Here is a 23,467-nt window from a genome sequence, read left to right on the forward strand (position 1 = left end):
CAAGGCCCTGCATCGCAGGATCATGCTTTCACAGATCAGGATCCTGGCCGGCGAAGAACGAAGAAGCGCGATGGCGTTTGACCAGATCCTCGTCAACTCACTCTTCTCGCGGGAGAGTATCTGGCGCGCCTATGGGATCGATTCGAAGGTCTGCTACCTCGGGGTGGATACCGATAGATTCACCGATCGAAAGCGAACACGGGAACGGATCGCGGTCTCGATCGGCGCCATGGTGGAGCGAAAGAACGCGGCGTTCATCCTGCAGGCCCTCGCCAAGGTGCCGGCGCCCCTCCGCCCCAAGCTCATTTGGGTCGCCGATACGATCGATCCGGAATATCTGAAGAGGATGGAGCCAATGGCGGAGGCATTTCAGGTCGCGTTTCAAGTACGGCACCAGGTCGACGACAATGAACTGGTCGAGATCCTCGGTCGGGCGCGCTTCCTGTTGTACGCGCCCCGGCTGGAACCCTTCGGGTACGCTCCCCTGGAAGCCAACGCCTGTGGGGCGCCCGTGGTGGCCGTCGCCGAAGGCGGCGTACGGGAGACCGTCCGGGATGGCGTGAACGGCCTGCTGGTCGAGCATGATGCGGAGGCCATGGCGGCAGCCATCGAGCGACTCATGGCCGATGATGATCTGGCTTGCCGCCTCGGCCAGGAGGGGTCCCACTGGGTCCGGCAGCAATGGGCGCTGCCTGCCTCGATCGACCGATTAGAGTCCCGCTTGAAGTCCGCGCTGGCAAAGGGCAGGAACAGCCGCGTCGGCCAGCGATGGACCGCGTGAGCGCCTCCTGGCAGGACCTTAGCGCCTTCGCCGCAGGGGTTGGGAAGCCGACGACCCGGCCCGGCCCTGGCCCTTCCGCTCGGGGGCAGGAAGCGCTCGCCGGCCCATGGACTGCTGCAAGGAAGCCAGATCGGCGTCCACCATCATCTTGACGAGATCGGGGAACCGGACCCGGGGCCGCCACCCGAGAAGGCGGCGCGCTTTGGAGGCATCGCCGCACAGGTAATCCACCTCGGCAGGACGCAGCAGCTTGGGATCGGTTTCCACGTGCTCCCTCCAATCCAGGCCGACGTGGGAGAACGCGAGTTCGAGCAGCTCCCGCACCGTGTGAGTCTCGCCGGTGGCGATGACGAAGTCATCCGGCGCCGGCTGCTGCAGCATCTGCCACAGGGCCGGGACATAGTCGCCGGCGAAGCCCCAGTCCCGCCGCACGTCCAGGTTTCCCATGCGGAGCTTCTCCGCCAGGCCCAGCTTGATGCGGGCTACCTGCAGACTCACCTTGCGGGTCACGAACTCGCTGCCGCGGCGCGGAGATTCATGGTTGAAGCAGATGCAGGAGCAGGCGAACAGCCCGTAACTCTCGCGGTAGTTCACGGTGACGTGGTGTCCGAAGACCTTGGCCACCGCGTAGGGACTGCGGGGATGGAAGCGCGAACTCTCATTCTGCCGGGTCTCGGTCGTCTTGCCGAACATCTCGGAGCTCGAGGCCTGCAGGAACCTGGCCTGGGGAGCGTGCTTTCGCAGCGCCTCCAAAACCCGGAAGACGCCCACCCCGGTGACATCGGCGGTAAGCACGGGCTGGGTCCAGGAGACCGCGACGAAGCTCTGTGCGGCCAAGTTGTAGACCTCGTCCGGCTGCACCACCCGCATGGCTTCATCGAGCGAGCCCTGGTCGGTCAGGTCGCCTTCCACCAGCTTGATGCGGCTGGCGATGGCCTGGATGCGATCGTACTTTTCCAGGCTGCTTCTCCGCACCAACCCATAGACCTCATAGCCCTTCTCCAGAAGGAACTCGGCCAGATAGGAGCCGTCTTGCCCGGTGATCCCGGTTATCAGCGCGCGCATGATGGAGTCTGCTTTTCGGAAGGGGATCGCCTCCGGCGGCCCGCGATCCGCCCATCCGGAACATGGGATGATAGCCCAAGATGGCCGGAGGTTGACTTCCTCTTTCGGGGGGCCGCCCGCTCCCTCATGGTCTGAAGACCGCCTTGGGCAGCATGACGTGGACGCCCTTGTTGCCGTCCACCAGCTCAGTGATGTCGACGTCGCCGGCCACGCTGGTCAGCATATAGGCGTCGTCGCGGCTGAGGTGTTTCTCCTCCACCAGGAAGTCGATCATGTTGCGCACCGCGATGCGCGCCGCCTCGCTCAGGTCGTCGTCGAAGCCCATGGCGATGTAGTGGGTCGGGGTTTCGGCCCTCGGGTATTTGATCTTCAGATCCTTGCGCACGATGAACTGGATGGTCCCGACCAGCGAGGTTTCCAGGGCGGTGATGTCCACCTCGCCGTTGCCCTGGCCGGCGTGGCCGTCGCCGATCTCGAAGAGCGCGCCCTTCACGTGGACGGGCAGGTAGAGGGTGCTGCCGGCGACCAGTTCCTTGTCGTCCATGTTGCCGGCGTGGATCCAGGGCGGGGCGCTGTTCAGGCGTCCGTAGGCCTCCGGCGGTGCCTCCCCGATGCTGCCGAAGAAGGGGTGCAGCGGAATCTCGATGCCGGGCGCGAACTCGGCCACCATGCGCTCCCGATCCAGTGAAATGATCTTGATGCGGGAGTAGGGGAAGTCGTTGGTCAGGAAGCCTGCCCCGGCGCGGAAGCCGTTGTAGGCATAGGGGATGGCCAGGTCGATCTTCTGGATGCGTACCTCCAGAGTGTCCCCCGGCTCGGCGCCTTCGATGTACACCGGGCCGGTCAGGATGTGCCCCCCCGGGCCCTTGTTGGTGACCTCCTTGTAGATGTCCCGCAGACTCTGCTGCACCTGGCCGGGGGGCACGCCGGCTTTTTCCAGGCCGGTGGGACTGTTGGTGAGCAGAGTGTCGAAGACCACCGTATCGCCGGAGTGAATGCGCAGCACCGGCGGCGCCGCCGCGTCGTAGTAGCCCCAGGCCACGGTCTTGGGCGTGGCCGCCAGGTGGTAGGTCTGGGGCCCGGACGGCGGGGCTGGACTCTGGGCCAACGCTCCGGTCGCCAGCAGCAACAATGACGGCAGCAATCCCCGAAGATGCTTGCTGGTCACAGGCGTCCTACCTTTCTCCCGCTTGCGCGGTTTCCTGCGGCGGCACCAGGTCGTACAGGTGCATCTGCTTGCCCTGCAGGTAGATGTCGAACCAGTTGAGGATGTGCTCCAGGCGCTCGACGCGGTGCCAGGGCTGGCCCGAGCGCGAAAGCTCGTGCGACTCTCCCGGGAAGCGGATCATCGCCGTGGGCACCTTCAGATACTTGAGCGCACGGAACATCATCTCGCCGCCGGAGGCGGGCGGGCAGCGCAGGTCGGCCTCGCCCTCGATCAGCATGAGCGGCGTCTTGACCTTGGCGATGTGGGTGATGGGCGAGCGCGCCGCGAAGTCCGCCGGGTCCTCCCAAGGCGCACCCTTGAACCAGGTCGGGGTGAACAAGGTGAAGTCGGCGTCGCCCCAGAAGGCCGACCAGTCGGCGATGGAGCGCTGCGCCACCGCTGCCGCGAAGCGCGTGGTCTGGGTGATGGTCCAGTTGGTCAAGATGCCGCCGCCGCTGCCTCCGGTCACACCCAGGCGCTGGGGGTCGGCGTAGCCGCGGCGGATCAACTCATCCACTCCCGCCATCAGGTCCTTGTAGTCGTCGCCGGGGTAGCGATACTGGATGATGTTGCCGAACTTTTCGCCGTAGGTCGAGCTGCCCCGCGGGTTGGGATAGAGGACGACGTAGCCCTTGGCCGCCATCCACTGGAACTCGTGGTCGAAGCCGTAGCCGTAGGCGGCGTGCGGCCCGCCGTGGATGTCGAGGATCAGCGGGTACTTCTTGGCGGGATCGAAGTCGGGCGGCTTCTGCACCCAGGTCTCGATCATGGTTCCATCGAAGCTCTTGTACCAGACCTCCTCCGGCGGGGTGAGATCGAGTTCGGCGAACAGGTCGTGGTTGATGTCGGTGAGGCGGGCGAGCGAGCCGTCGTCCTGCACCAGGAAAAGATCGCCGATGCTGACCGGAGTCGAGACCAGCACGGCGATCTTCTTGCGGTCGGGCGTGGCCGTGAAGGTGATGACCTCCTGGTTGCCGCGGGTCACCGGCTCGACCCGCCCGTCGGCCGCCTCGAAGCGCCGCAGGTTGACGGTGCCTTTCTCTTGCACCAGGGCGAGGACGGCGCTTCCATCCGCGCTCCATGCCGGCGGGGCCAGGTGCCCGGCGCGAGGGGCGTGTTGGTCGCCCGCCAGCCCGGCGCCGACATCGGTGTCCAACCCGGGCGCCAGGTTGCGCGCTGTGCCCCCGGGCGCGGCCGTGGTCACGAACAGGTGCTGCTGTTCGTAGGAGCGCAGCGGCCGGTGGTTGATCTCGCCGCGGAAGGCGATCGTCTTGCCGTCGGGGCTGGGAGCGAAGCTGCCCACCGCGCCGTCCATGGCGGCCACCTTCACCATCTCCCCGCCGCCGCTCGGAACCGAGTACAGGGCTGCGCTCGGCGGCTGGTAGTAGGGCTCCAGCACGCGGTTGGAGGTGAAGTACAGAAGCGCGCCGTCGGGAGACCAGACCGGTTCACCCTCGCTGAAGTCCCCGAAGGTGATCTGCCGGGGCTTGGGCTGGTCTTCGGCGGAGGCCGGCAGGGCCACCGTCCAGATGTGCGCCGGGCGGCTGAAGTCGAAGTAACCGGCGCCGTTCAGACGGTAGACCGCGCGGGTAATGACACGCACGTCGCTCTCCCGCTCTTCCTCGCCCTTGCCCTTCTTCTCCGCCTTGGCCAGGTCCTGAGCATTGGTGCGGCTGAGGAAGGCGATGGTCTTGCCGTCGGGCGACCAGGAAGGGCCCTCCGCACCTTTGGGCAGGGAAGTGAGCGCGCGGGGCTCGCCTCCCGCCATCGAAAGCAAGTAGATCTGCGCCGGCTGAGGCTTGCCCTCCTTCTCGCCCGAGCGCAAGAAGAGCAGGGTGGCGCCGTCGGGCGACCAGCGCGGCGCCGAGTCGCGCGGGCCGTGGGTCAGCGGCTGAGGAGCCTCCTGGCCGCTGGTGGCCACCGTCCAGATAGCGGTGTCGTAGCCGTCGCGCTTGCTGTTGACCGTGACCCGCACAAAGGCCACGCGTGAGCCGTCGGGGGACATCTGCGGGTCGGCGATCCACACGAACCGGAATAGGTCCTTCTCGGTGATGGGCCGGGTCGCGCGAGCGATGCCGGCCCTGGCGCTTGGGACCCTGAGGGCGCAGGAAACCAGGACCACAAGAACAAGGAAAGCTACGCGGCGCTTCATGGCTGCTCCTCCTGTGGGGGCCAGCCATGCTACTCACAGCGGGCGTCGTTGCCAAGCCCTTGATGGCGCGCTACTGGACTGAGGTCACGTCCTCCGGCGTGAGCAAGACCAGCGTGCACTGCCCGTCGGGTCCAGCGCAGGTGACGGTGGCGCGGCGCACCAGGCTGGTGGGGGTGGCGTCGGGGAAGACCACCGGGTACGGCAGCGTTCCCAGCACGGCGGCGAAGGCGCGCAGGCGCTCGTCGCCGCTGACGAACTTCGCCTCGACCGTCTTCGAATCCGAAGACATGAGCAGGAAGAAGTCGGCGGAAACCGGGGCCTTGTCCTTGAGCATCTTGCTCAGCTGGATGGTGCGCATGGCGGTCAGATCTCGGCGGGCGGCGTTGACCAGGGCATCGACCTTTTTGTCGCCTCCCGCCAGCGCCGCCAGGCGGCCGCGGGAGTCGGGGTCGTTGTGGGGCGCCGCCAGGGCCAGAGCGTAGGTATGGATGGCCTCGTCCTTCTTGCCGCGGGCCTCGTAGATCTGGGCCAGATGGTCCCCTTCCTCGCCGTGCTGGGAGAGCAGCCAGGCAGCGCGGATGTACTTCTCCGCCGTGTCCAAGTCGCCCTTCTGGAAGTAGACCCAGCCCAGCGTGTCCCAGTACGCGCCCAGGCTCTGCACCTGAGCCAGGTCGCTCAGCGTCAAGCGCTCGAGGCTGACGTTGCGCAGTTGCGCCGCCGTGGCCACCACCGCCGACTCGGCGTACTGCTGCGCCCGGTCCAGCGCCACCTTGGCACGGGCCAGCTCGTAGGCCTCGTTGTTCCAGATGAGGGGATTGGCCTGGATCTCGAGGCCCTTATCGAAAGCGGCCAGCGCCTTGTCGTTCTGCTTCAGGCCCAGGTACGCCCGGCCCAGGTTGACCTGGACCATGGCGTTGTCGGGGCTGAGGGAGGCAGCCTGCTCCAGCTCGGGCACCGCGTCGGAGTAGCGCTTGACCTCCAGGTAGACGGAGCCCAGGCCCAGGTGGGCGCTGGGATCGAGCGGCGCGCCCTCCAGTTGCTTTTTGTAGGCGGCGATGGCGTCGTCGTACTTCTGCTGTTCGGCGTAGGTGCCGGCGATGTAGTTCCAGGCGCGCTCGTCGTCGGGATTGACCTCGAGCTGCTTCTTGAAGGCGGCGATGGCTTCGTCGAAGCGCCGCAGCAGCTCGTAGGAGAGCCCGAGGGCGTTCCAGGCGGTCTTGTGCTTGGGCTCGAGTTCGACCACCCGCTTGAAGAGCAAGGCGGCATTCTCGAACTGCTGCGACTGCAGGGCTGCCACCCCGGCGTCGTTGAGCTCGTCGGCGGTGGCGGTAGCCGGGATGGTGGGCGCGCCGCCGGCCTCACTCTCCAGCCCCAGGGTCTGTTGCTGGTCGGAGGTGACGGCGCGGCGGAAGGCGGCGTAGTTGTTGGTGCGCTCCGCCGGCAGTTCGCTCGGCGTCACCTGCAGGCTGCGCTCCCCGCTGAAGGTGGTTCCCTGGACTTGGTAGGTCGACTTGTACTGGCCGAAGTCGCGGGAGACGCTGACCGGGATGGGCGCGTGCGCGCTGTATTTGGCCGGCAGCTCGAACTTGAAGTGGTCGGTGACCTGCAGCGGCCCGCCGATCTTGATGGGCTCGGTCGAGCTTTCCTGCTGGTCGGTGTCTACGTCGGTCAGGGTGATGAAGTCCAGCGGCGGGATCCTCAGTTGCGCCGTCTTGGCCGACCAGTTGACGTAGTTGGGCTCGGCGAGGGTGAACTCGAACTGCAGCGGCTCGCGGGTGGCGTCGGGATCGCCGGCCTTGACGTCGGTCACGTCGCCGTTGAGGCCGGCGAAGCGCACCAGGTTCTGGGCGAAGTCTTTCCAGTTGGCGCGGGGGATGCGGCGCAGGGCGGCCCGCAGCGCGGTCTCGATGTCGCCGCGCAGGGTGTAGTGCACGTGCAGGTCGAGCTTGCCCAGGTCGCTGAGCTTGCCGTCCAGGTCGAGGACCTGGGTGTTGGGGACGAAGGGCTCCTCCGGGGTTTCCACCAGGCTGCCGCTGTTGCCCGAGACCACCAGGGCCTCCTTGCCGCGGATCTGAGGCATCAGCAGGCGGAAGGGAGCGACCTCGGCGGTGGTGTCCATCCACACCACCTGGCCGCCCAGCGGTAGCTCGGTGATGACGTGGTCGAACTGCGAGGGCGAAGGCACGTCAGGGTCGATCTTGCGGCTGCTGTTGATGAGGGCGGCGTTGGCGTGCAGGCCCACGGCCGCCAGCATGGCGGCCAGCAGCGTGTGCTTGTCTTTGCAATCGCCGTACTGGTTGGCCAGGATCTCGGAGGCCGAGTGCGGCTGGTAGCGTCCCAGCCCCAGCGACAGGCTGACGTAGCGGAAGTTCTTGGCCACGTAGTCGTAGAGCGCCTCGACCTTGTCCATGTCGGTCTTGTCGCCGCGGGTCAGGGCCTCGGCCTTGGCGATGATGTCGGGCGTGGGCTTGACGCGGTCGCTCTCCAGGCCCGCGTACCAGCGCCCCACGTCGGCCCAACTGCGGAAGGTGGTGAGTTGCACCGACGGCGGCTTGGGCTCGCTGGAGGCCCGCTTCTTCTTCTTGTCTTTGTCCTTGTCCTCGCGCACGGTGTGCGAGCTCTTGAAGAGGTAGATCTTGCGGTCGCCCTGGTCGGTGACGGTGGGCTGGGGCGCGCCGGGAGCGAGCTTCAGCTTGATCTCGCGGCCGCGTGGCAGGTTGAGTTCCAGTTGCTCGTCGAGCACGATGGCGTCTTTTTCGAAGTCATATTCCAGCCAGAATTCGCCGGGGGCCAGGGGGGTCTGGGTGACGGTGGTGACGTCATACTCCAGGGTCTCGCCGGGACGCAGCGCGGGCACGGTGATGTGCTTCTGGTGGTAGTCGGTGTAGACCGGGGCCTCGCGGGCGACGGGCGCGGTCAGGTCCTGGACCGCGTCAGGGCCCGCCTCCACCACGCTGCCGTCGGCGCGCCGCACCCGCACGTAGCCGATGTCCAGCTTCTCGTTGGCGGAGTTGTAGCCGAAGACCAACTGCCCGAGGGCCTGCACCCCGCCCTCACTCTGCACCCGGATGCGGGCCTGGGTCTCCTTGCTGCCGGTGCCGTCGTTCTCAAAGCGCACCTTGGTGGAGTACTGCTCGAAGACGAAGGGCTCCTGGGAATAGTCGGGAGTCTTCGCGCTCTGGGTCTGGGCCTGGGGATCCGGCGAGGGGTTCTTTCCTTGGGCAAAGGCCGCAACCGTGCAGAAAAGTACGGCCAAAAAGAGGGCAGCTTTACGGAAGGGCATACTGGTTTTCTACGCTGAATCGGCTGGCAAGGCAAGGGGCAGGAGCGCCCCAACTCCTCCTTGGGGTGGTGGCGGATCAGAAGGACTTTTGCGGGGGGCGGGAATTCAGCCACTGCTCGAGGACGGCCTGGCAGCCCTCCGCCAGAGTGCGGAAGCGGATCCCCGCCATGCCCTGCGCGTCCGCCCAGACCACCTCACCCTTGCCGGAGATGGAGCGCCCCGTCCCCGGCAACTCGAACTTGAAGTTGACCACCGCCGGCGGGTTGCCGTGGCCGCGGGTGTGTACGGCCATTCCGCCTTCGCTCAGGTTGCTGGTATTGGCCAGGATCTCCTTGCCCCCGTCAGTGAGCACCACCGGTACCTCCAGCTTGTGGCGGAAGTAGCGCCGGCGTTCGCCCAGCATGGGGCCCAGCGCGGCACGCAGGTTCCGCGCCATCCATTCCGCTGAAACCGGCTTGCGGAGCACGAAATGCGCTCCCGCCTGGAAGGAGCCGGCGACCGGGGTGGCCCCGTCGCTGATGGCGAAGGCGATGGTGTTGCGGTTGGGGCGGCTGCTGCGCAACTGCTTGAGCACCTCTCCCGCGCCCTCCACCCCGCAGTCGACCACCACGGCGTCGAAGCGGGTTTCGCCCACGGCCTTCAGGGCGGCGGCGGATTCGGAGAAAAGTCGGATCCCGAAGTTGTTCTCTTCCAGCACCTGCCGCAGCGTCCGCAGCGTAGCGGAATCCCGGCACACCAGGAGCGAGTCCAGGTTCATGGGCGCATGCTACGGCCGGAAGGCGGCCCCGGCAAGTGACCGAAGTAACCTGCCGCGGCCCGGACCTCACAAGGGGCGGTGACAGGCGTCACCGCCCCCCGGTACGCAATCACAGGAGAATGAGTGCAGGAGTGAGAACATGCCCATCCTGATCATGGGGCTGATCGCGCTGCTGGTCTTCGTGGCCATCGTGGTCCTGGTGTGCTCGGCGGGCGCGGCGGAGCGCCACGAGCACGAGGAGTCGGAGGCGGCTGCGGCGACACCACCCGCGGCACCGACTCCGGAGCAGAAGATCAACAAGGCCGCCTGAGCCTGCCCGTGGCGCGATTCCGCCGCGGGCGGCACCATCTTGAGCTCAGGGCCGGGGCCCGTGACGCCTACTGCGCCAGCAGAAAAAATCTCACCAGCCTGCCCCACACCGTCGAGGGGGCGTGCGCATCACAGAGCAAAGTGAGCGCGTAGAGCTGCCATCGGATCCACAGCACCGCTGCCGTAAACCGCAACCGGCCCATGACTACCTCCCGGCGGAAGGGGACTCGCGAAGACCCGTCTTCCTGCCGCGGGCCATTTCAGACCCGGCGCGACGGCCAGACAATGCACCCTCGGTCAAGCCGTACGCAACCCCTCATAAGTAGATAACTGGCTGGTAATAAAGGACTTACCTCGTTGCCTCAAACGGCAGGCAGAGCCCGCAAATGGTAAACTAGCGCCGCCCTGAGGGACTTGGATGCCGGACCCCATCTTGCCACGCGCCGTTCGTTTTGGAGTGTTTGAGGCCGATCTGCGCACCGGGGAGCTGCGCAAGAACGGCATGAAGGTACGCTTGCAGGAGCAGCCCTTCCAGGTGCTGGCGGCCCTGCTGGAGCGCCCCGGGGAGATGGTAGCGCGGGAAGAATTGCGCCAGCGCCTGTGGCCGGCCGATACCTTCGTGGACTTCGACCACAGCCTGAACACCGCCATCAACAAGCTGCGCGAAGCCCTGGGGGACTCCGCCGGCAGCCCGCGCTTCATCGAGACCCTGGCTCGCCGCGGCTACCGTTTCCTGGCTCCGGTGGAGGTGTTGGGTGCGGAGTCGGAAGGGAAGCCGGCAACCCCGGCGCCGCCGTCCTTCGGGCCGGCGGCGGCGGCCCCCGGCGCCGTGGCGGAGCTGCCCGCTCCGCCCCGGGTCCTCTCTCGCAGCCTCTTCAGCCTGATCCAGGTCATGTACCTGTGCTTCTACGTGGCGGCCCTGGCCACCCTGGACGCGGTGTTTCACACCGTGGGCTCGGTCTTCCCCCGCTGGGCCTGGCCGGCGACGGCGGTGGCCCTGGTCACCGGAGGAGTGGGAATCGCCGCGCGCCTGTGGCTGCTGGCCGCGGTCGCGCTCGACTACCAAGGCCTGGGCAGGAAGTTCCGGCGTCTGTTCCCGTTCCTGTTCGCCCTGGATGTGCTCTGGGCGTTTGCACCGCTGCTGATCGTCCGCTACATCCCGCTGGGGCTGGCGTTCGCGTGCACGGCGGCGCTGCTGCTGGCGCCCTTTGCGCAGCGCACGCTGACGCGGCTGGCCTATCCCACGGCCTGAACGCGGGCGCTGTCGGCGGCGCAGCGCGCCGCCAGTTCGCGCATGCGCCGCAGATCGAGCTTGCCCGTGCCCAGGTAGGGAAGCGCCTCGACGCGATAAAAGTGGGTGGCGCGCGGCCGCCACAGCGGCGGCAGGTCCAGGTCGGGGAGCTTCTGCAGGATCTCCCGCAAGCTCTCCTCGGCCAGGGTGTGCAGCACCACCAGGCGTTCGCCCTTCTTCTCGTCAGGCAAGGCAGCGACCACGAAGGTCTGCTCGGCCAGCCCCGCCAACTGGTGCAGCTTCTCCTCCACTTTGAGGTGCGGCACCATCTCGCCGCCGATCTTGCTGAAGCGGGAGACGCGGTCGGTGATGGTGAGGAAGCCGTCGGCGTCCTGGGTGGCGATGTCGCCGGTGACGTACCAGCCCTGGCGCAGCGCCTCGGCCGTCTGCTCGGGGCGGCCCAAGTAACCCTTCATCACGTTCGGCCCCTGCAGCAGCAGCAGGCCTTCCTCCCCCGCCGGCAAGGGCGAGAGGGTCTCGGGGTTCACGATGCGGGCGCTCATGCCGGGCAGGGGCCGCCCTATGCTGCCTGCCCGACTGCCCTGGGAGCCGCCCGGACGGCCGCCGTTGACCGCCACCACTGGCGCGCACTCGGTGCAGCCGTAACCTTCCACCGGGTGCTTGCCGAACTGCTGCTCGAAGGCCTGGGCCAGCCGCGCCGGCATCTTCTCCGCGCCCACGATCACGAAGTCCAGGCTGCGGAACTGCTCCCGAGTGCAGCGCTTCATGTAGGCCTGCAGGAAGGTGGGGGTGGCCACCATCAGGGTGGCCGAGTACTTCTCCACCAGTTCACCCACCGCGCGCGCGTCCAGCGGGTTGGGCTGATAGGCCACGCCGATGCCCGCCGCCGCCGGCAGCCACAGGGTGACGGTGAGCCCGAAAGCATGGAAGAAGGGCAGGATGCCGACCACGCAGTCGGTGGGCCGCACGGCGAAGACATGAGCCATCTGGGCCACGTTGGCGGCCAGGTTGCCGTGGGTGAGCATCACCCCCTTGGGGTCGCCGGTGGAGCCGCTGGAGAAGACTACGGTAGCCAGGTCGTCGAGGGTGGCTTCCTTCGCCCGGCCCAGCCAGCGTCCCAGGCGCTGGAAGGGCAATAGGTGCGCTGCAGCCAGGGCCTGCAGGCGCTCCCCGGAGCCCGGCTGCGCCGCGACCTCCTCCAGGAAGACGGGGGAAACGGGCAGGTCCATCGGGTAGCGCTCCAGAAAGGCGCGCGAGGTCACCACCTTACGCAAGCCGCACTGTGCGGCACATGCCGCCAGCACCTCGCGCGAGGCGGTGTAATTCAGGTTCACCGGCACCTTGCCCAGCAGGGTGGCCGCCAGGTTGGTGAGGGCGCCGGCCACCGAAGGCGGAAGCAGGAGCCCGACCATCTCTTGGTCCTGCCAGTGAGGACGGAGGCGGCGGGCCAGGAAGAGCGCGCGCGCCAGGGCGGAGCCGAAACGCAGCCCGGGAACGCGCGCGTCCGCCATGAAGAAGCGCAGCGGGTGCCGGCGCGCAGTCCGCACGAAGGCTCGGTCGAGAGGCAGCATGGCTTGCCGGGGAGTGGCCGCGAGATTGTCTCCGATGAGACATTCCCGTGGCAACGACAATTCTACCCCTTCCGAATCCCCAGGATGCCGGCCTGGTCAACGGCGCTGGTAGTGCCCCATCACTTCTCCCTGGGCGACGATGTGCCCTCTCATGGCCCGGTCTACGTCGGAGCGGCTCGCGCCGGAGCGCAGGCCGAGCTTGGAGTCCAGCGCGAAGAGGCGGAAGAAGTATCGATGCGGCTTGCCGCGCGGGGGGCACGGACCGCCGTAGCCGAGGCTGCCGAAGTCGTTCTTCCCTTGCTGGCCTCCGGAAGCAGGCTCAGCGCTCGCCGGCACGCCCTCGGGAAGCTGCTGCACATTCGACGGCAGGTCGTAGAACACCCAGTGGACGAAGGTGCCGACGGGCGCGTCCGGGTCATCGACGATCAGCGCCAGGCTCTGCGTCTCCTGGGGAGGCGCGCTCCAGGAAAGCGCCGGGGACAGGTTTTCTCCGTCGCAGGTAAAGCGGCTGGGGATGTCTCCGCCGGCAGGAAAGGACTTGCTTTCGATCTTCATCATCATGGCAGGCACTCCCTTGCGAGCTCCTCCCTGGCAGGCCGCTGCGGCCAGCCCCAGCAGAGCCAAACCCATCAGCCGCCAGGCCAATCGATCGTTCCCCACCATATGCCTCAGATAAACCCTATCCCGCCCCCGGGTCAAGTGGAGAGGGACGTGCACCCTCCCAGAGCGAGGCCTTGAGGAGACAAACCACTCCAGTTCCTAACGTCCTGATGTCAAAGGGGTTATGGAAAATGGACCGGAAGCACAGGAAGGTGGGATTGGGAGCTGGCGCCTCCGGCAGGGTGATTTGCCCCACCTGGTGGGGGAGATGACCTCCTGTGCCGACAAGGGCCTCAGCAGCAGGTGTATGATTTGCTGCAGTGGACTCAACACTTTTGAGGGATTCATATGCGGTCACCTTATGGTCTGGACATCATCGAAAGCTGCCTCACCTGCAAGCTCCGCGCTGACAAGCTGTTTTGCGATCTGCCGGATTCCAGCCTGAAGGCCTTTGAGGCGGTGAAGTACTCCAGCGCCTATCCCAAGGGGGCGGTGCTGTTCGTGGAGGGCCAGAGCCCGCGGGGGATCTTCGTGCTGTGTAAGGGCCGGGCCAAGCTGAGCGTGGGCTCCAGTGATGGCAAGACGCTGATCCTGAAGATCGCCGAGCCGGGCGAGGTCCTGGGGTTGAGCGCCACGGTTTCCGGCAAGCCCTACGAGTTGACGGCCGAAACCCTGGATCCCTGCCAGGTCAACTTCGTCAAGCGGGAGGACTTCCTGCGCTTCCTGAAGGAGCACGGCGAGGCCTGCTTCCGGGTGGCGGAGCAGCTCAGCGACAAGTACAACAGCGCCTGCCGGGAGATCCGCTCCCTGGGGCTCTCCCATTCCGCCGGCGAGAAGCTGGCCAAGCTGCTGCTGGAATGGAGTGGGGGACCGGTGGAGGACCACCGAGAAGCGCGCCTGAAGATGGCGCTGACTCACGAGGAGATCGCGCAGATGATCGGCACCTCGCGGGAAACCGTGACCCGGCTGTTTGCCGAGCTGAAGAAGCGGCAGATCATCCAGCTCAAGGGCTCGACCCTGCTGATCCGCAACAAGGGCGCGCTGCGCAGCCTGGCGACGTCCTGATCGGGGGACCCCCTGCCCTCGCGCGCTGGCGCCCGCCGCCGCGCCGGGTAATCCGTCACTATCTTCCGTGATAACGGTCACAGCTTTCTCCCCTGCTCCGGCCGCAAAGTGGCCTCAGTATGAGTTTCCCACGGGACAGTTGCCAGAGTTGCACCCTCCGCGCCGGGCGCGCTTTCTGCGACCTGCCGCGCGAGACCATGCGGGCCTTCGATACCATCAAGTGCAGCAGCGTCTATCCCAAAGGCTCGATCCTGTTCGTGGAGGGCCGGAATCCGCGCGGCATCTACGTGGTGTGCTCCGGCAAGGTGCGGCTCTCGCTCTGCTCCGACGACGGCAAGAACCTGACCGTGCGCACGGCCGGCCCGGGCGATATCCTGGGCCTGAGCGCCACCATGCGCGATGAGCCCTACGAGGTCACGGCCGAGACCCTGATGCCGTGCCAGGTGGTGTTCGTCCCCCGCAAGGAGTTTCTGCGCTTCCTGCGCCATCACCAGGATGCCTGCCTGCAGGTGATCCAGCTCTTGAGCCAGTACCTGCATTCGGCCTACGACCAGTATCGCGCCCTGGGCAAGGGGCGCGCCCGCCGTCGCCCCGGGCCCTTCGTGGCCGCCTACGCCGCCAACTGAAGGCGACTCCTCATTCGTGTGACCTCGTCTCACGCGCCGGTGGAATGCCCTATTGCGGCCTGGGAGTGTCCTGCCTACAATGTCTTGCCAGCAGGCCCTTGTTTGTTTTTCGAAGTTTGCCAAGGCAGTTGAGGTTGGCACTCCGGCTCGAATCGGCGCCATCCCGGAGTGGCGGTCCTGGAGGATCGCGGAAAGCTCCAGGCCAGGGAGGACGACATGCACCACTCGAGCCGGAGCACTCTGTTTCCGGCGTTCGTGATAGCTGCCCTCTTGATGGCGGCGACGGGGACGGCCGTGCGGGTGCGCGCCGCCGACAAGAAGTCTCCCCAGGCGCCCTCCAGCGCGGCTCCGGCCGACACTTCGCAGTATGTCGGTGCTGACACTTGCAAGACCTGCCACGAAGACATCTACAAGAGCTTTGAGACCACACCGCACTGGAAGACCACGTACGACACCCGCCGGGGGGTCGCGTACCAGGGCTGCGAGGCCTGCCATGGTCCCGGCAAGGCCCACGTGGAGGGGGGCGGCGACAAGAGCAAGATCTTCGTTTTCGAGGGGGCCAAGGCCGAGGAGGTCAGCAAGCGCTGCCTGACCTGCCACGAGTTCGGCGAAGAGCACGCCAACTTCGCCCGCTCCATCCACAGCCGCAACAACGTCAGTTGCATCGATTGCCACTCACCCCACCACTTCAAGCAGGAGCGAGCGCTGCTGAAACAGCCGCAGCCCAAGCTGTGCTACGGCTGCCACCTGAACGTGCGCGCCGACTTCAACCGGCCCTTCCACCACCGCGTGAACGAAGGCCTGATCCAGTGCACCGACTGCCACAACCAGCACGGAGGCTTCCTGAGCACGCAGTTGCGCTCCACCGTGACCCAGGACCAGGTGTGCTTCAAGTGCCATACCGAGAAGGCCGGGCCCTTCACCTACGAGCACGAGCCGGTGCGCAGCGAGGGCTGCGTGACCTGCCACACGCCCCATGGCTCCAGCAACCCGCGCCTGTTGACGCGCGCCTCGGTCAACGTGCTCTGCCTGGAATGCCACACCTTCACCGTGGATTCGGCGGCGCCGGCGATCCCCAGCTTCCACAACCAGGCACAAAAGTACCAGGCCTGCACCATGTGCCACACCCAGATCCATGGCTCGAACCTTGACCACTTCTTCTTCAAGTAGAGGCGGCGCATGAAGAACGACAGGTATCATCCCATCCTGCGAGCCCTTGGAGTGGCGCTGGGCGCCGTGCTGCTGGCGCTGCCGGCCCTGGGGCAAAGCAGCGACCAGCCCAGCGAGGGGATCAATTCGGGCAACTACAACATCCGCCAGTCGGCGGAGTTTGGCGGCCGCATCGCGGATTTCGACGGCAACCAGGGGACTTACAACTCCTTCGTCAATCTGTACAGCGGCCCGCGCCTGCTGGACTATTCGCTGGAGGTGCGCTCCCTCAACCACGAGGGCAGCGTCTTCGATAACCTCACCATCAACACCTTCGGCTACGGGGGAGATCCCAACGCGGTGACCCGCATCCGCGCCTCCAAGAACAAGTGGTACAACTTCACCGCGCTGTTCCGCTACGACCGCAATTCCTGGGACTACGACCTGCTGGCCAACCCCTTGAACCCGTTTCTTTCCAGCCCCTCGGTCCAGATCGGAACCAGCCCCCACACCTTCCAGACCACGCGGCGCATCGGAGACTACGACTTGACGCTGTTCCCACAGTCGCGGGTGCGGGTGCGTCTGGGCTTCTCGCGCACCACCGCCCAGGGGCTCAGCTTCTCGACCATCCATGAAGGCACGGAGGCGCCGACCGATCAGAATTGGGAGACCACGCAAAACAGCTTCCGCATGGGAGTGGATTTCCGCATGCTCCCCCATACCAACCTCAGTTACGACCAGTTCCTCAACTTCTACAAGGGCGACACCTGGTGGGACCTGGACGGCTCGCTACTTCCCAACACGCTGGCGGGCGGGATTCCGGTGAACCTGGGCATCGTCTTCAATACCCCGGCGGGGCAGCCCTGCGCCGTCCCCATCCTGGGCACCGGCTTCGTCAATCCCGCCTGCAATGGTTACTTCTCCTATCTGCGCTCTTCGCCGGTGCGCACCTTCATCCCTACCGAGCAGGTGGGCTTGCAGGGAAGGTACTGGCAGCGGCTGGACGTGCAAGCGCGCTTCAGCTACACCAACTCCGAGGTCAAGGACAACCTGGCGCCGGAACTGTTCACAGGTCTGGTGACGCGCAGCCGCACCCGGGTGGATACGTTTCTGGGAACGGCGGTTTCGCAGCGCATCCAGGGCGCCTTCGACTTCGGGGCGACCGTGCGGGTGACGGAGAAGTTCCGCATCAACGACACCTTCCGCTTCTACAACTACCGCATTCCCGGGTTCTTCAGCGGATTGGACAGCCAGCTCTTCGGGGCGACGCTCTTGTCCAATCCGAACGTCTTCAGTCCGGCGACCTGCCCGCCGCCCTTCACCGCGGCAACGTGTCCGCAGCACAACGCCAGTTCCGGGCCCGACATCACGGTCAGCCTGAGCAACACCATGCTGCAACAGTCGCTGCGGCAGAACACCATCGAACTGGAGTACGACTTCACGCCCCGCCTCGGTATCACCGCGGGCTACCGCTACGAGGCCCGCGATCTCAGCCAGAGCTTTCAGGCGGCGGACGTGGAGACGTTCTTCCCGGGGCCAACCGCGGCGCTGGCCAATCGCGGCGCCTGCGCCGGGCAGCCCTTGAATCCCGACGGCTCCTGCACGGTCATCGTCCCCGACAGTGACCTGAACAAGTTCCCCCTGCAGCAGCACGCCGGACTGTTCGGCATCTGGGCGCGTCCCACGGAGAGCCTGCGGATGAACTTCGACCTGGAGGTCGGCTCGCAATCGCCCGGAGGTCCGACGCGCATCACCCCGCGCAACTTCCAGCGTTACAAGTTCCGCACCACCTACACGCCGGTGCACTGGGCGACTCTGACCGGCACCCTCAACATCCGCGAGTTCCGCAACAACGTCCCCGGTACCAATTATCTGGGACACAACCGCAACTACAGCGTGAGCGCCGCTCTGAATCCGCGGGACTGGCTCGGCTTCGACCTCTCGTACAATTACGACGACGTCAAGTCCGACATCACCATCTGTTTCGTCGCTACGCCGGTTCCTCCCGGGTCGCTGAGTTGCGGTACGCCCTTCCTCTCGGGCACGAGTTTCTACAGCAGCACCCAGCACTTCGGCACCGTCAACGTGATGGTGAAACCGGTCAAGCGGGTCACCGCCTTCGTGGGCTACACCCTCACCAGCGTGGATGGTTCCAGCCTGATCCTGAACCCGATCCAGCCGCCGGGCTCGCTGCGCTTCAACTATCACACCCCCACGGCCAGCGTCCTGGTGGATATCACCAAGCACGTCATCTTCCGCGGGGCTTGGAACTACTACGACTACAACGAGAAGGGGGACTTCGTGCTTACCGATCCGACAGGGTCCTTGCGCGACTTCCACGCCAACGTCGGAACCCTGGCCTTGAGGTACACTTTCTAGCCGACATGATGAACGCACGGGAAGAAGCGGCCGTATCTAAGGAGAAGAACAACCCGGCAGAAGGAACGCCGGCCCCGGGGCGTCGCCGCTTCGTGGAGGTGCTGCTGGGCAGCGGGCTGCTGGCCACTGCCGTCTCGTTCCTCTATCCGGTGTTGCGCTACCTGGTGCCGCCCGCCTCCGCCGATCTGGGCGCGAACACGGTGGTCGCGGCCAAGATCGGCGACCTGAAGCCCAATAGCGGCAAGGTTTTCCGCTTCGGCAACCAGCCCGGGCTGCTGGTGCTGGACTCCAGCGGGCAATACCACGCCATGTCGGCGGTCTGCACCCACTTGAGCTGCACGGTGCAGTACCGCTCCGACCAGCACGTGGTGTGGTGCGCCTGCCACAACGGGGTCTACGACCTCAACGGGCGTAACGTCTCCGGGCCACCGCCCCGCCCCCTGCAACTCTACGACGTGCACGTGCAGGGCGATGAGATCGTGGTCAGCCGGCAGCGGAGCGCGTGAGATGCTGAACCACCTGCGCGGCTGGATCGACGAGCGCTTCGGCTGGAGCCAGCTCACTGCCCCCCTGCGCAAGAAGACCGTCCCCGTCCACTACAACTCCTACTGGTACTACCTGGGCGGGATCACGCTGTTCCTGTTCGTCATCCAGGTGCTCACCGGCATCCTGCTGCTGCTCTACTACCGGCCCAGCGCCGACGGCGCCTTCGAGAGCGTGCAGTACATCATGACCCAGGTGCAGTTCGGCTGGCTGATCCGCTCCATCCACTCCTGGTCGGCCAACCTGATGATCTTCACCGCCTTCGCCCACATGTTCAGCGTGCTGTTCCTGAAGGCCTACCGCAAGCCGCGCGAGCTCACCTGGCTGAGCGGCATGGTGCTGCTCTTCCTGGTGATGGGCTTCGGTTTCAGCGGCTACCTGTTGCCCTGGAACACGCTGGCGTTCTTCGCCACCAAGGTGGGCACCGACATCGTGGCGCAGGTGCCGGTGGTCGGCCATCCCATCATGATCTTCCTGCGCGGCGGGCCGGAGGTGACCGGCGCCACCCTCACCCGCTTCTTCGGCTTCCACGTGGCCGTGCTCCCCGGCCTGGTCACCGTGCTCATCACCGTGCACCTCATGCTCATCCAGTGGTTCGGGATCAGCGTGCCGCCGGGACAGGAGCCGGATTGGAAGACGCTTCCCAAGGACCAGCGGGAGATGCCCTTCTTCCCCAACTTCTTCCTGCGGGAATTGATGGCGTGGTACGCCGCCCTGGGCGTGCTGGGCATCCTGGCAGCGCTCTTTCCCTGGGAGTTGGGGACTAAGGCGGATCCCTTCGGCTCCGCTCCGGCCGGCATCAAGCCGGAGTGGTACTTTTTGTTCATGTTCCAGACCCTTAAGCTGATCCCGGCCAAGATCTGGCTCATTCCTGGGGAGGTGCTGGGAATCCTCTCCTTCAGCGTGGCGGGCCTTCTGTGGATGCTTCTGCCGTTTTTTGACCGCGGCTCCGAGGGCCGGGCACGCCGGTGGATCACCGGAATCGGCGTCTTCGCCCTGAGTTACATGGTGGTGATGACGATCTACGCGTATGTTGCCAAATAGGAGGCAGAAACGAGTGCGACCGCAAGCCAGGTTCGAGAAACCGGCCGCGCACCGGACCCTGCAGCTTGCGGGCGGGCTGCTGGCCGGGCTGCTCTGGCTGGCTGGGTGCGCGTGGAGCCCCGCGGCGGCCGCCCAGGAAAAGGCCGCCTCGCCCGCTCCGCCCGCCACCCCCAGGCAGGCCAACACCTGCCTCGACTGCCACTCGAGCCTGGACAAGCCCCTGGGCATCGACAAGGACCGCTACGCCTCCGACGTCCACGCCCAGCACGGGCTGACCTGCGCCAGTTGCCACGGCGGCGATCCTACGAAGGACGATCAGGACGCCATGAGCAAGGCCGCCGGCTTCAAGGGCAAGCCCGACCGCAAGCAGATCCCCGAACTGTGCGGCTCCTGCCACGCCAACGCCGCCTACATCCACCAATTCAATCCCTCGCTGCGCACCGACCAACTGGCCCAGTACAAGACCAGCGTGCACGGCCAGCGGCTGGCCCAGGGAGACACCAAGGTGGCGGTGTGCACCGATTGCCACAGCGTGCACGGCATCCTGCCGGCCAGCGATTCGCGCTCCAGCGTTCACCCCCTCAACATCGCCAACACCTGTGCGCGCTGCCACGCCGACGCGGCCTACATGAAAGACTACAAGATCCCCACCGACCAGTTCGCCGGCTACAGCGCCAGCGTGCACTACGCCGCCATGGTGGAGCGCGGCGATCTGAGCGCGCCTACCTGCAGCACCTGCCACGGCAACCATGGCGCCGCGCCCCCGGGCGTCGGTTCCGTGGAGAACGTGTGCTCCACCTGTCACGTCTTCCAGGCCCAGTTGTTCGACCAGAGCCCGCACAAAGCCGCCTTTGCCGCGGCCAGCCTGCCTTCCTGCGTCACCTGCCACAGCAACCACCGCATCTCCCATCCCAGCGACGCCTACCTGGGCACGGGGCCGCAATCCATCTGCAGCAACTGTCACTCGCCGGGAGACGCCGGCCTGGCCGCCGCGGTCGTGATGCAGCAGGATCTGGGCAAGCTGGAGATGGCCATCGCCCGCTCCGACGAGGTGCTGGACCGCGCCGAGAGCTCCGGCATGGAGGTCAGCCAGGCGAAGATGGACCAGGCGCAGGCGCGCGACGCTCTCACCAAGGCGCGGGTGACGGTGCACACGTTCCGGCCGGCGCGGGTGCAGGCGGACATCCAGCCGGGCCTGCAGATCGCGGCGAAAGACCTGCAGGCCGGCGAGCAGGCGCTCAAGGAGCGCGACTACCGACGCCTGGGCCTGGGCGTCTCGCTGCTGGCCATCGTCCTGGCCATGACCGGTCTGCGGCTCTACATCCGCCAGATCGAGTCCGGGGAGCGCAGCCCGCGCTCGTGAAAGCCGCGTTGGAGCGGACGCGGCCTGTGATTGCAGTCACAACCACGGGTGAGCCACCTCACAGTCGCTTGCCCACGTCCCCGGGGCACAATAGAGCAGCCTCGTGGAGGAACCATGAGGCAGGCGATCCTGACCGCAGTGCTTGTCCTGAGAGCGATGGCGCTGCTTCCCAGCTCGGCGCTGGCGGGCGGCGGCGGGGATCGGATCAGGAGAGCACCCAGGCCCTGATGTCGGGGGGGCGGGCGGTCCGCGATCGCGGGAACGAGGCGGAGTGCAAGGAACCCGGCCGATTCTCGCGGGGATGCTGCTGCTGGCGGCGAGCGTAGCGCTCTCGGCCGCACCCAAGCCCAGGCTCAAGAGCAGCGATTGCCTGGCCTGCCACAGCGATCCCACGCTGGCCCGGATCGTCGACGGCAAGCCCCAGAGCCTGGCGGTCAACCAGGAGCACTTCAAGGCCTCGGTGCACGGCGGGCTGGAGTGCACGGACTGCCACAGCGACGTGACCAGCGCGCCGCATGAGAGCCCGCCCGCCAAGGTCTCCTGCGCAAAGTGTCACTCCGACGAAGACGCCGCCTACAAGACCAGCGTGCACGGCGTGGCCCGCCAGGACGGCAACCACCGCGCCGCCACTTGTCTGGATTGCCACGGCGACGCGCATGAGATCCTCTCCTCCTCCGACGCCAACTCGCGCACCTCGCACCACAACATCCCCGCGACCTGCGGCTCCTGCCACGGGCAGCGCTTCGTGATGGAGTCCAGCGGGCTGAGTGCCCAGCCGTTCCTCAGCTATCAGCAGAGCGTGCACGGCAGGGCGGTGGCCGAGGGCTCGGCCAAGGCCGCGGTGTGCACCGACTGTCACCATGCCCACGACATCCTCGCCGCCGGCAACCCCAAGTCCTCCATCTTCAAGATGAACGTCCCCGAAACCTGCGGGCAATGCCATCAGGACGTGGAGAAGCAGTTCGTGCAGAGCATCCACGGGGTAGCGCTGAAGCGCGGCAACAGCCTGGCGCCGAGCTGCACCGATTGCCACGGTATCCACACCATCAAGGCGCCCAGCAACCCGACTTCCTCGGTCTCGGCACAGGCCATCGCGCGCACCACCTGTGCCCGCTGCCACGAAGGCGTGCGCCTGACCCAGGAACTAGGCGTGCCCGGCGGCCGGGTCTCGAGCTACCGCGACAGCTATCACGGCATGGCCTCGCAGTTGGGCTCGACGGTGGTGGCCAACTGCGCCTCCTGCCACGGCGTACACAACATCCTGCCCTCCAGCGACCCGCGCTCCACCATCAACAAGGCCAACCTGGTCGCGACCTGCGGCAAGTGCCACCCGGGCGCGAGCGCCGACTTCGTAAAAGGCAACGTGCACGTGGGAGCGCCACTCTCCGCGGACATGGGCAGCATCGCGGTGCGCTGGATCCGCTGGTTTTATGTGCCGCTGATCGTGCTGACCATCGGCGGGATGCTGCTGCACAATCTCCTGGTGTGGCGGCGCAAGACCCTCGAGCGCCGTAACGCCCATCCCCGGACGGTGGTGCGGATGGACCTGCGGCAGCGCCTCCAGCACGCCATCCTGCTGCTCAGCTTTCTCACCCTGGTGCTGACCGGTTTTGCCCTGAAGTACCCCGATAGCTGGCTGGGATGGATCTTCAGCGAGAGCGTGCGCCGCATCGTCCACCGTATCGCGGGGGTGGTGCTCATCGCCGGCGGCCTCTATCACCTCTTCTACCTGGCCTACTATCGCGACGGGCGAAGGCTGGTCCGGGACCTCCGCCCCGTCCGCAAGGACATCTACGACCTGCTCGACACCCTGCGCTACTATCTGGGCGTGAGCCCGCGCAAGCCGCTGTACGCGCGCTTCAGCTACGGCGAGAAGGCGGAGTACTGGGCGGTGGTTTGGGGAACGATCGTGATGGGCCTGACCGGGCTGATGATGTGGTTCCAGGTGAGCGTGGGCCGCTTCCTGGCGCGCTGGTACGTGGACGCGGCCACCGCCATCCACTTCTACGAGGCGGTGCTGGCCACCCTGGCCATCGTGGTCTGGCACTTCTACAGCGTCATCTTCGATCCCGACGTCTACCCGGTGAACTGGGCCTTCTGGGACGGGCGCATGTCCGTCGAGCACTACCAGGAGGAGCACCCGCTGGCGTGGGAGGAAGCGGCGCAGACCACGGTGGAGGCGCCCGTCGCCGAGCCGGACGAGACAGAAACCGTCAGCAAGGGCCCGCCAGGATAGGTCCGGAAACAAATCCGTACCCCAGAGCCACCCAGGAGGGCTAAGCTTGCGCGACCACCAGCAGCCAGGCCCCAGTAAGGAGAAC

18 protein-coding genes are annotated in these 23,467 nt (G+C 66.4%); 11 read left to right on the forward strand and 7 right to left on the reverse strand.

What is annotated here, in order from left to right:
• A partial coding sequence (locus VEG08_09045) for a glycosyltransferase family 4 protein (GenBank protein HXZ28126.1) occupies positions 1-781 on the forward strand: 781 nt, incomplete at its 5' end.
• An 18-nt stretch (positions 782-799) separates the two neighbouring features.
• Here VEG08_09045 and gmd read toward each other — a convergent pair.
• From gmd to VEG08_09070, 5 genes are all read right to left on the reverse strand, one after another.
• A complete protein-coding gene (gene gmd / locus VEG08_09050; GenBank protein ID HXZ28127.1) occupies positions 800-1,846 on the reverse strand; it encodes a GDP-mannose 4,6-dehydratase in 1,047 nt (348 codons plus the stop codon).
• Positions 1,847-1,970: 124 nt separating this feature from the next.
• The gene (locus VEG08_09055; GenBank protein HXZ28128.1) at positions 1,971-3,014 is read right to left on the reverse strand and encodes an acetamidase/formamidase family protein; all 1,044 of its coding nucleotides are present in this window, start codon (positions 3,012-3,014) and stop codon (positions 1,971-1,973) included.
• Positions 3,015-3,021: 7 nt separating this feature from the next.
• Positions 3,022-5,205: a S9 family peptidase gene (locus tag VEG08_09060; GenBank protein ID HXZ28129.1), complete on the reverse strand. Its 2,184-nt coding sequence runs from the start codon at positions 5,203-5,205 to the stop codon at positions 3,022-3,024.
• 70 nt (positions 5,206-5,275) lie between these two features.
• The gene (locus VEG08_09065) at positions 5,276-8,488 is read right to left on the reverse strand and encodes a DUF3857 domain-containing protein (GenBank protein HXZ28130.1); all 3,213 of its coding nucleotides are present in this window, start codon (positions 8,486-8,488) and stop codon (positions 5,276-5,278) included.
• A 76-nt stretch (positions 8,489-8,564) separates the two neighbouring features.
• Positions 8,565-9,245: a response regulator gene (locus VEG08_09070; GenBank protein ID HXZ28131.1), complete on the reverse strand. Its 681-nt coding sequence runs from the start codon at positions 9,243-9,245 to the stop codon at positions 8,565-8,567.
• Between the two features lie 139 nt (positions 9,246-9,384).
• Between VEG08_09070 and VEG08_09075 the strand changes: the two genes are divergently transcribed.
• Together VEG08_09075 and VEG08_09080 are read left to right on the forward strand one after the other, a co-directional pair.
• Positions 9,385-9,555: a hypothetical protein gene (locus VEG08_09075; GenBank protein HXZ28132.1), complete on the forward strand. Its 171-nt coding sequence runs from the start codon at positions 9,385-9,387 to the stop codon at positions 9,553-9,555.
• 417 nt (positions 9,556-9,972) lie between these two features.
• Positions 9,973-10,806 (forward strand): winged helix-turn-helix domain-containing protein, encoded by an 834-nt coding sequence (locus VEG08_09080; GenBank protein ID HXZ28133.1) that lies wholly within the window; start codon positions 9,973-9,975, stop codon positions 10,804-10,806.
• On the opposite strand, the gene VEG08_09085 is transcribed toward VEG08_09080, so the two are convergent.
• Together VEG08_09085 and VEG08_09090 are read right to left on the reverse strand one after the other, a co-directional pair.
• The gene (locus tag VEG08_09085; GenBank protein HXZ28134.1) at positions 10,791-12,353 is read right to left on the reverse strand and encodes an AMP-binding protein; all 1,563 of its coding nucleotides are present in this window, start codon (positions 12,351-12,353) and stop codon (positions 10,791-10,793) included. The genes VEG08_09080 and VEG08_09085 overlap by 16 nt on opposite strands.
• Positions 12,354-12,473: 120 nt before the next feature.
• Positions 12,474-12,938, reverse strand: coding sequence for a YbhB/YbcL family Raf kinase inhibitor-like protein (locus VEG08_09090; GenBank protein HXZ28135.1), 465 nt, complete (start codon positions 12,936-12,938; stop codon positions 12,474-12,476).
• 387 nt (positions 12,939-13,325) lie between these two features.
• On the opposite strand from VEG08_09090, the gene VEG08_09095 reads away from it, so the two are divergent.
• The 8 genes from VEG08_09095 to VEG08_09130 all read left to right on the forward strand — a co-directional run bounded on the left by VEG08_09095 (position 13,326) and on the right by VEG08_09130 (position 23,382).
• Positions 13,326-14,042 carry a Crp/Fnr family transcriptional regulator gene (locus VEG08_09095; protein HXZ28136.1) on the forward strand — a complete coding sequence of 239 codons (717 nt, stop codon included), beginning with the start codon at positions 13,326-13,328 and terminating at the stop codon, positions 14,040-14,042.
• A 119-nt stretch (positions 14,043-14,161) separates the two neighbouring features.
• Positions 14,162-14,668 carry a Crp/Fnr family transcriptional regulator gene (locus VEG08_09100; protein HXZ28137.1) on the forward strand — a complete coding sequence of 169 codons (507 nt, stop codon included), beginning with the start codon at positions 14,162-14,164 and terminating at the stop codon, positions 14,666-14,668.
• 216 nt (positions 14,669-14,884) lie between these two features.
• Positions 14,885-15,838 (forward strand): DmsE family decaheme c-type cytochrome, encoded by a 954-nt coding sequence (locus VEG08_09105; GenBank protein HXZ28138.1) that lies wholly within the window; start codon positions 14,885-14,887, stop codon positions 15,836-15,838.
• Between the two features lie 9 nt (positions 15,839-15,847).
• On the forward strand, positions 15,848-18,196 hold the full coding sequence (locus VEG08_09110) for a hypothetical protein (protein HXZ28139.1): 2,349 nt from the start codon (positions 15,848-15,850) through the stop codon (positions 18,194-18,196).
• Positions 18,197-18,201: 5 nt separating this feature from the next.
• A complete protein-coding gene (locus tag VEG08_09115; GenBank protein HXZ28140.1) occupies positions 18,202-18,702 on the forward strand; it encodes a Rieske 2Fe-2S domain-containing protein in 501 nt (166 codons plus the stop codon).
• A gap of 1 nt (position 18,703) precedes the next feature.
• On the forward strand, positions 18,704-19,783 hold the full coding sequence (locus VEG08_09120) for a cytochrome bc complex cytochrome b subunit (protein ID HXZ28141.1): 1,080 nt from the start codon (positions 18,704-18,706) through the stop codon (positions 19,781-19,783).
• A gap of 13 nt (positions 19,784-19,796) precedes the next feature.
• Positions 19,797-21,146, forward strand: a complete 1,350-nt coding sequence (locus VEG08_09125; protein ID HXZ28142.1) for a cytochrome c3 family protein — start codon at positions 19,797-19,799, stop codon at positions 21,144-21,146.
• 271 nt (positions 21,147-21,417) lie between these two features.
• Entirely contained in the window at positions 21,418-23,382 is a 1,965-nt protein-coding gene (locus tag VEG08_09130; protein HXZ28143.1) for a cytochrome b/b6 domain-containing protein, read from the forward strand.
• The last annotated feature ends 85 nt before the right edge of the window (positions 23,383-23,467 follow it).

Source organism: Terriglobales bacterium (assembly GCA_035624475.1).
Taxonomy (GTDB): Bacteria; Acidobacteriota; Terriglobia; order Terriglobales; family Acidobacteriaceae; genus DASPRL01.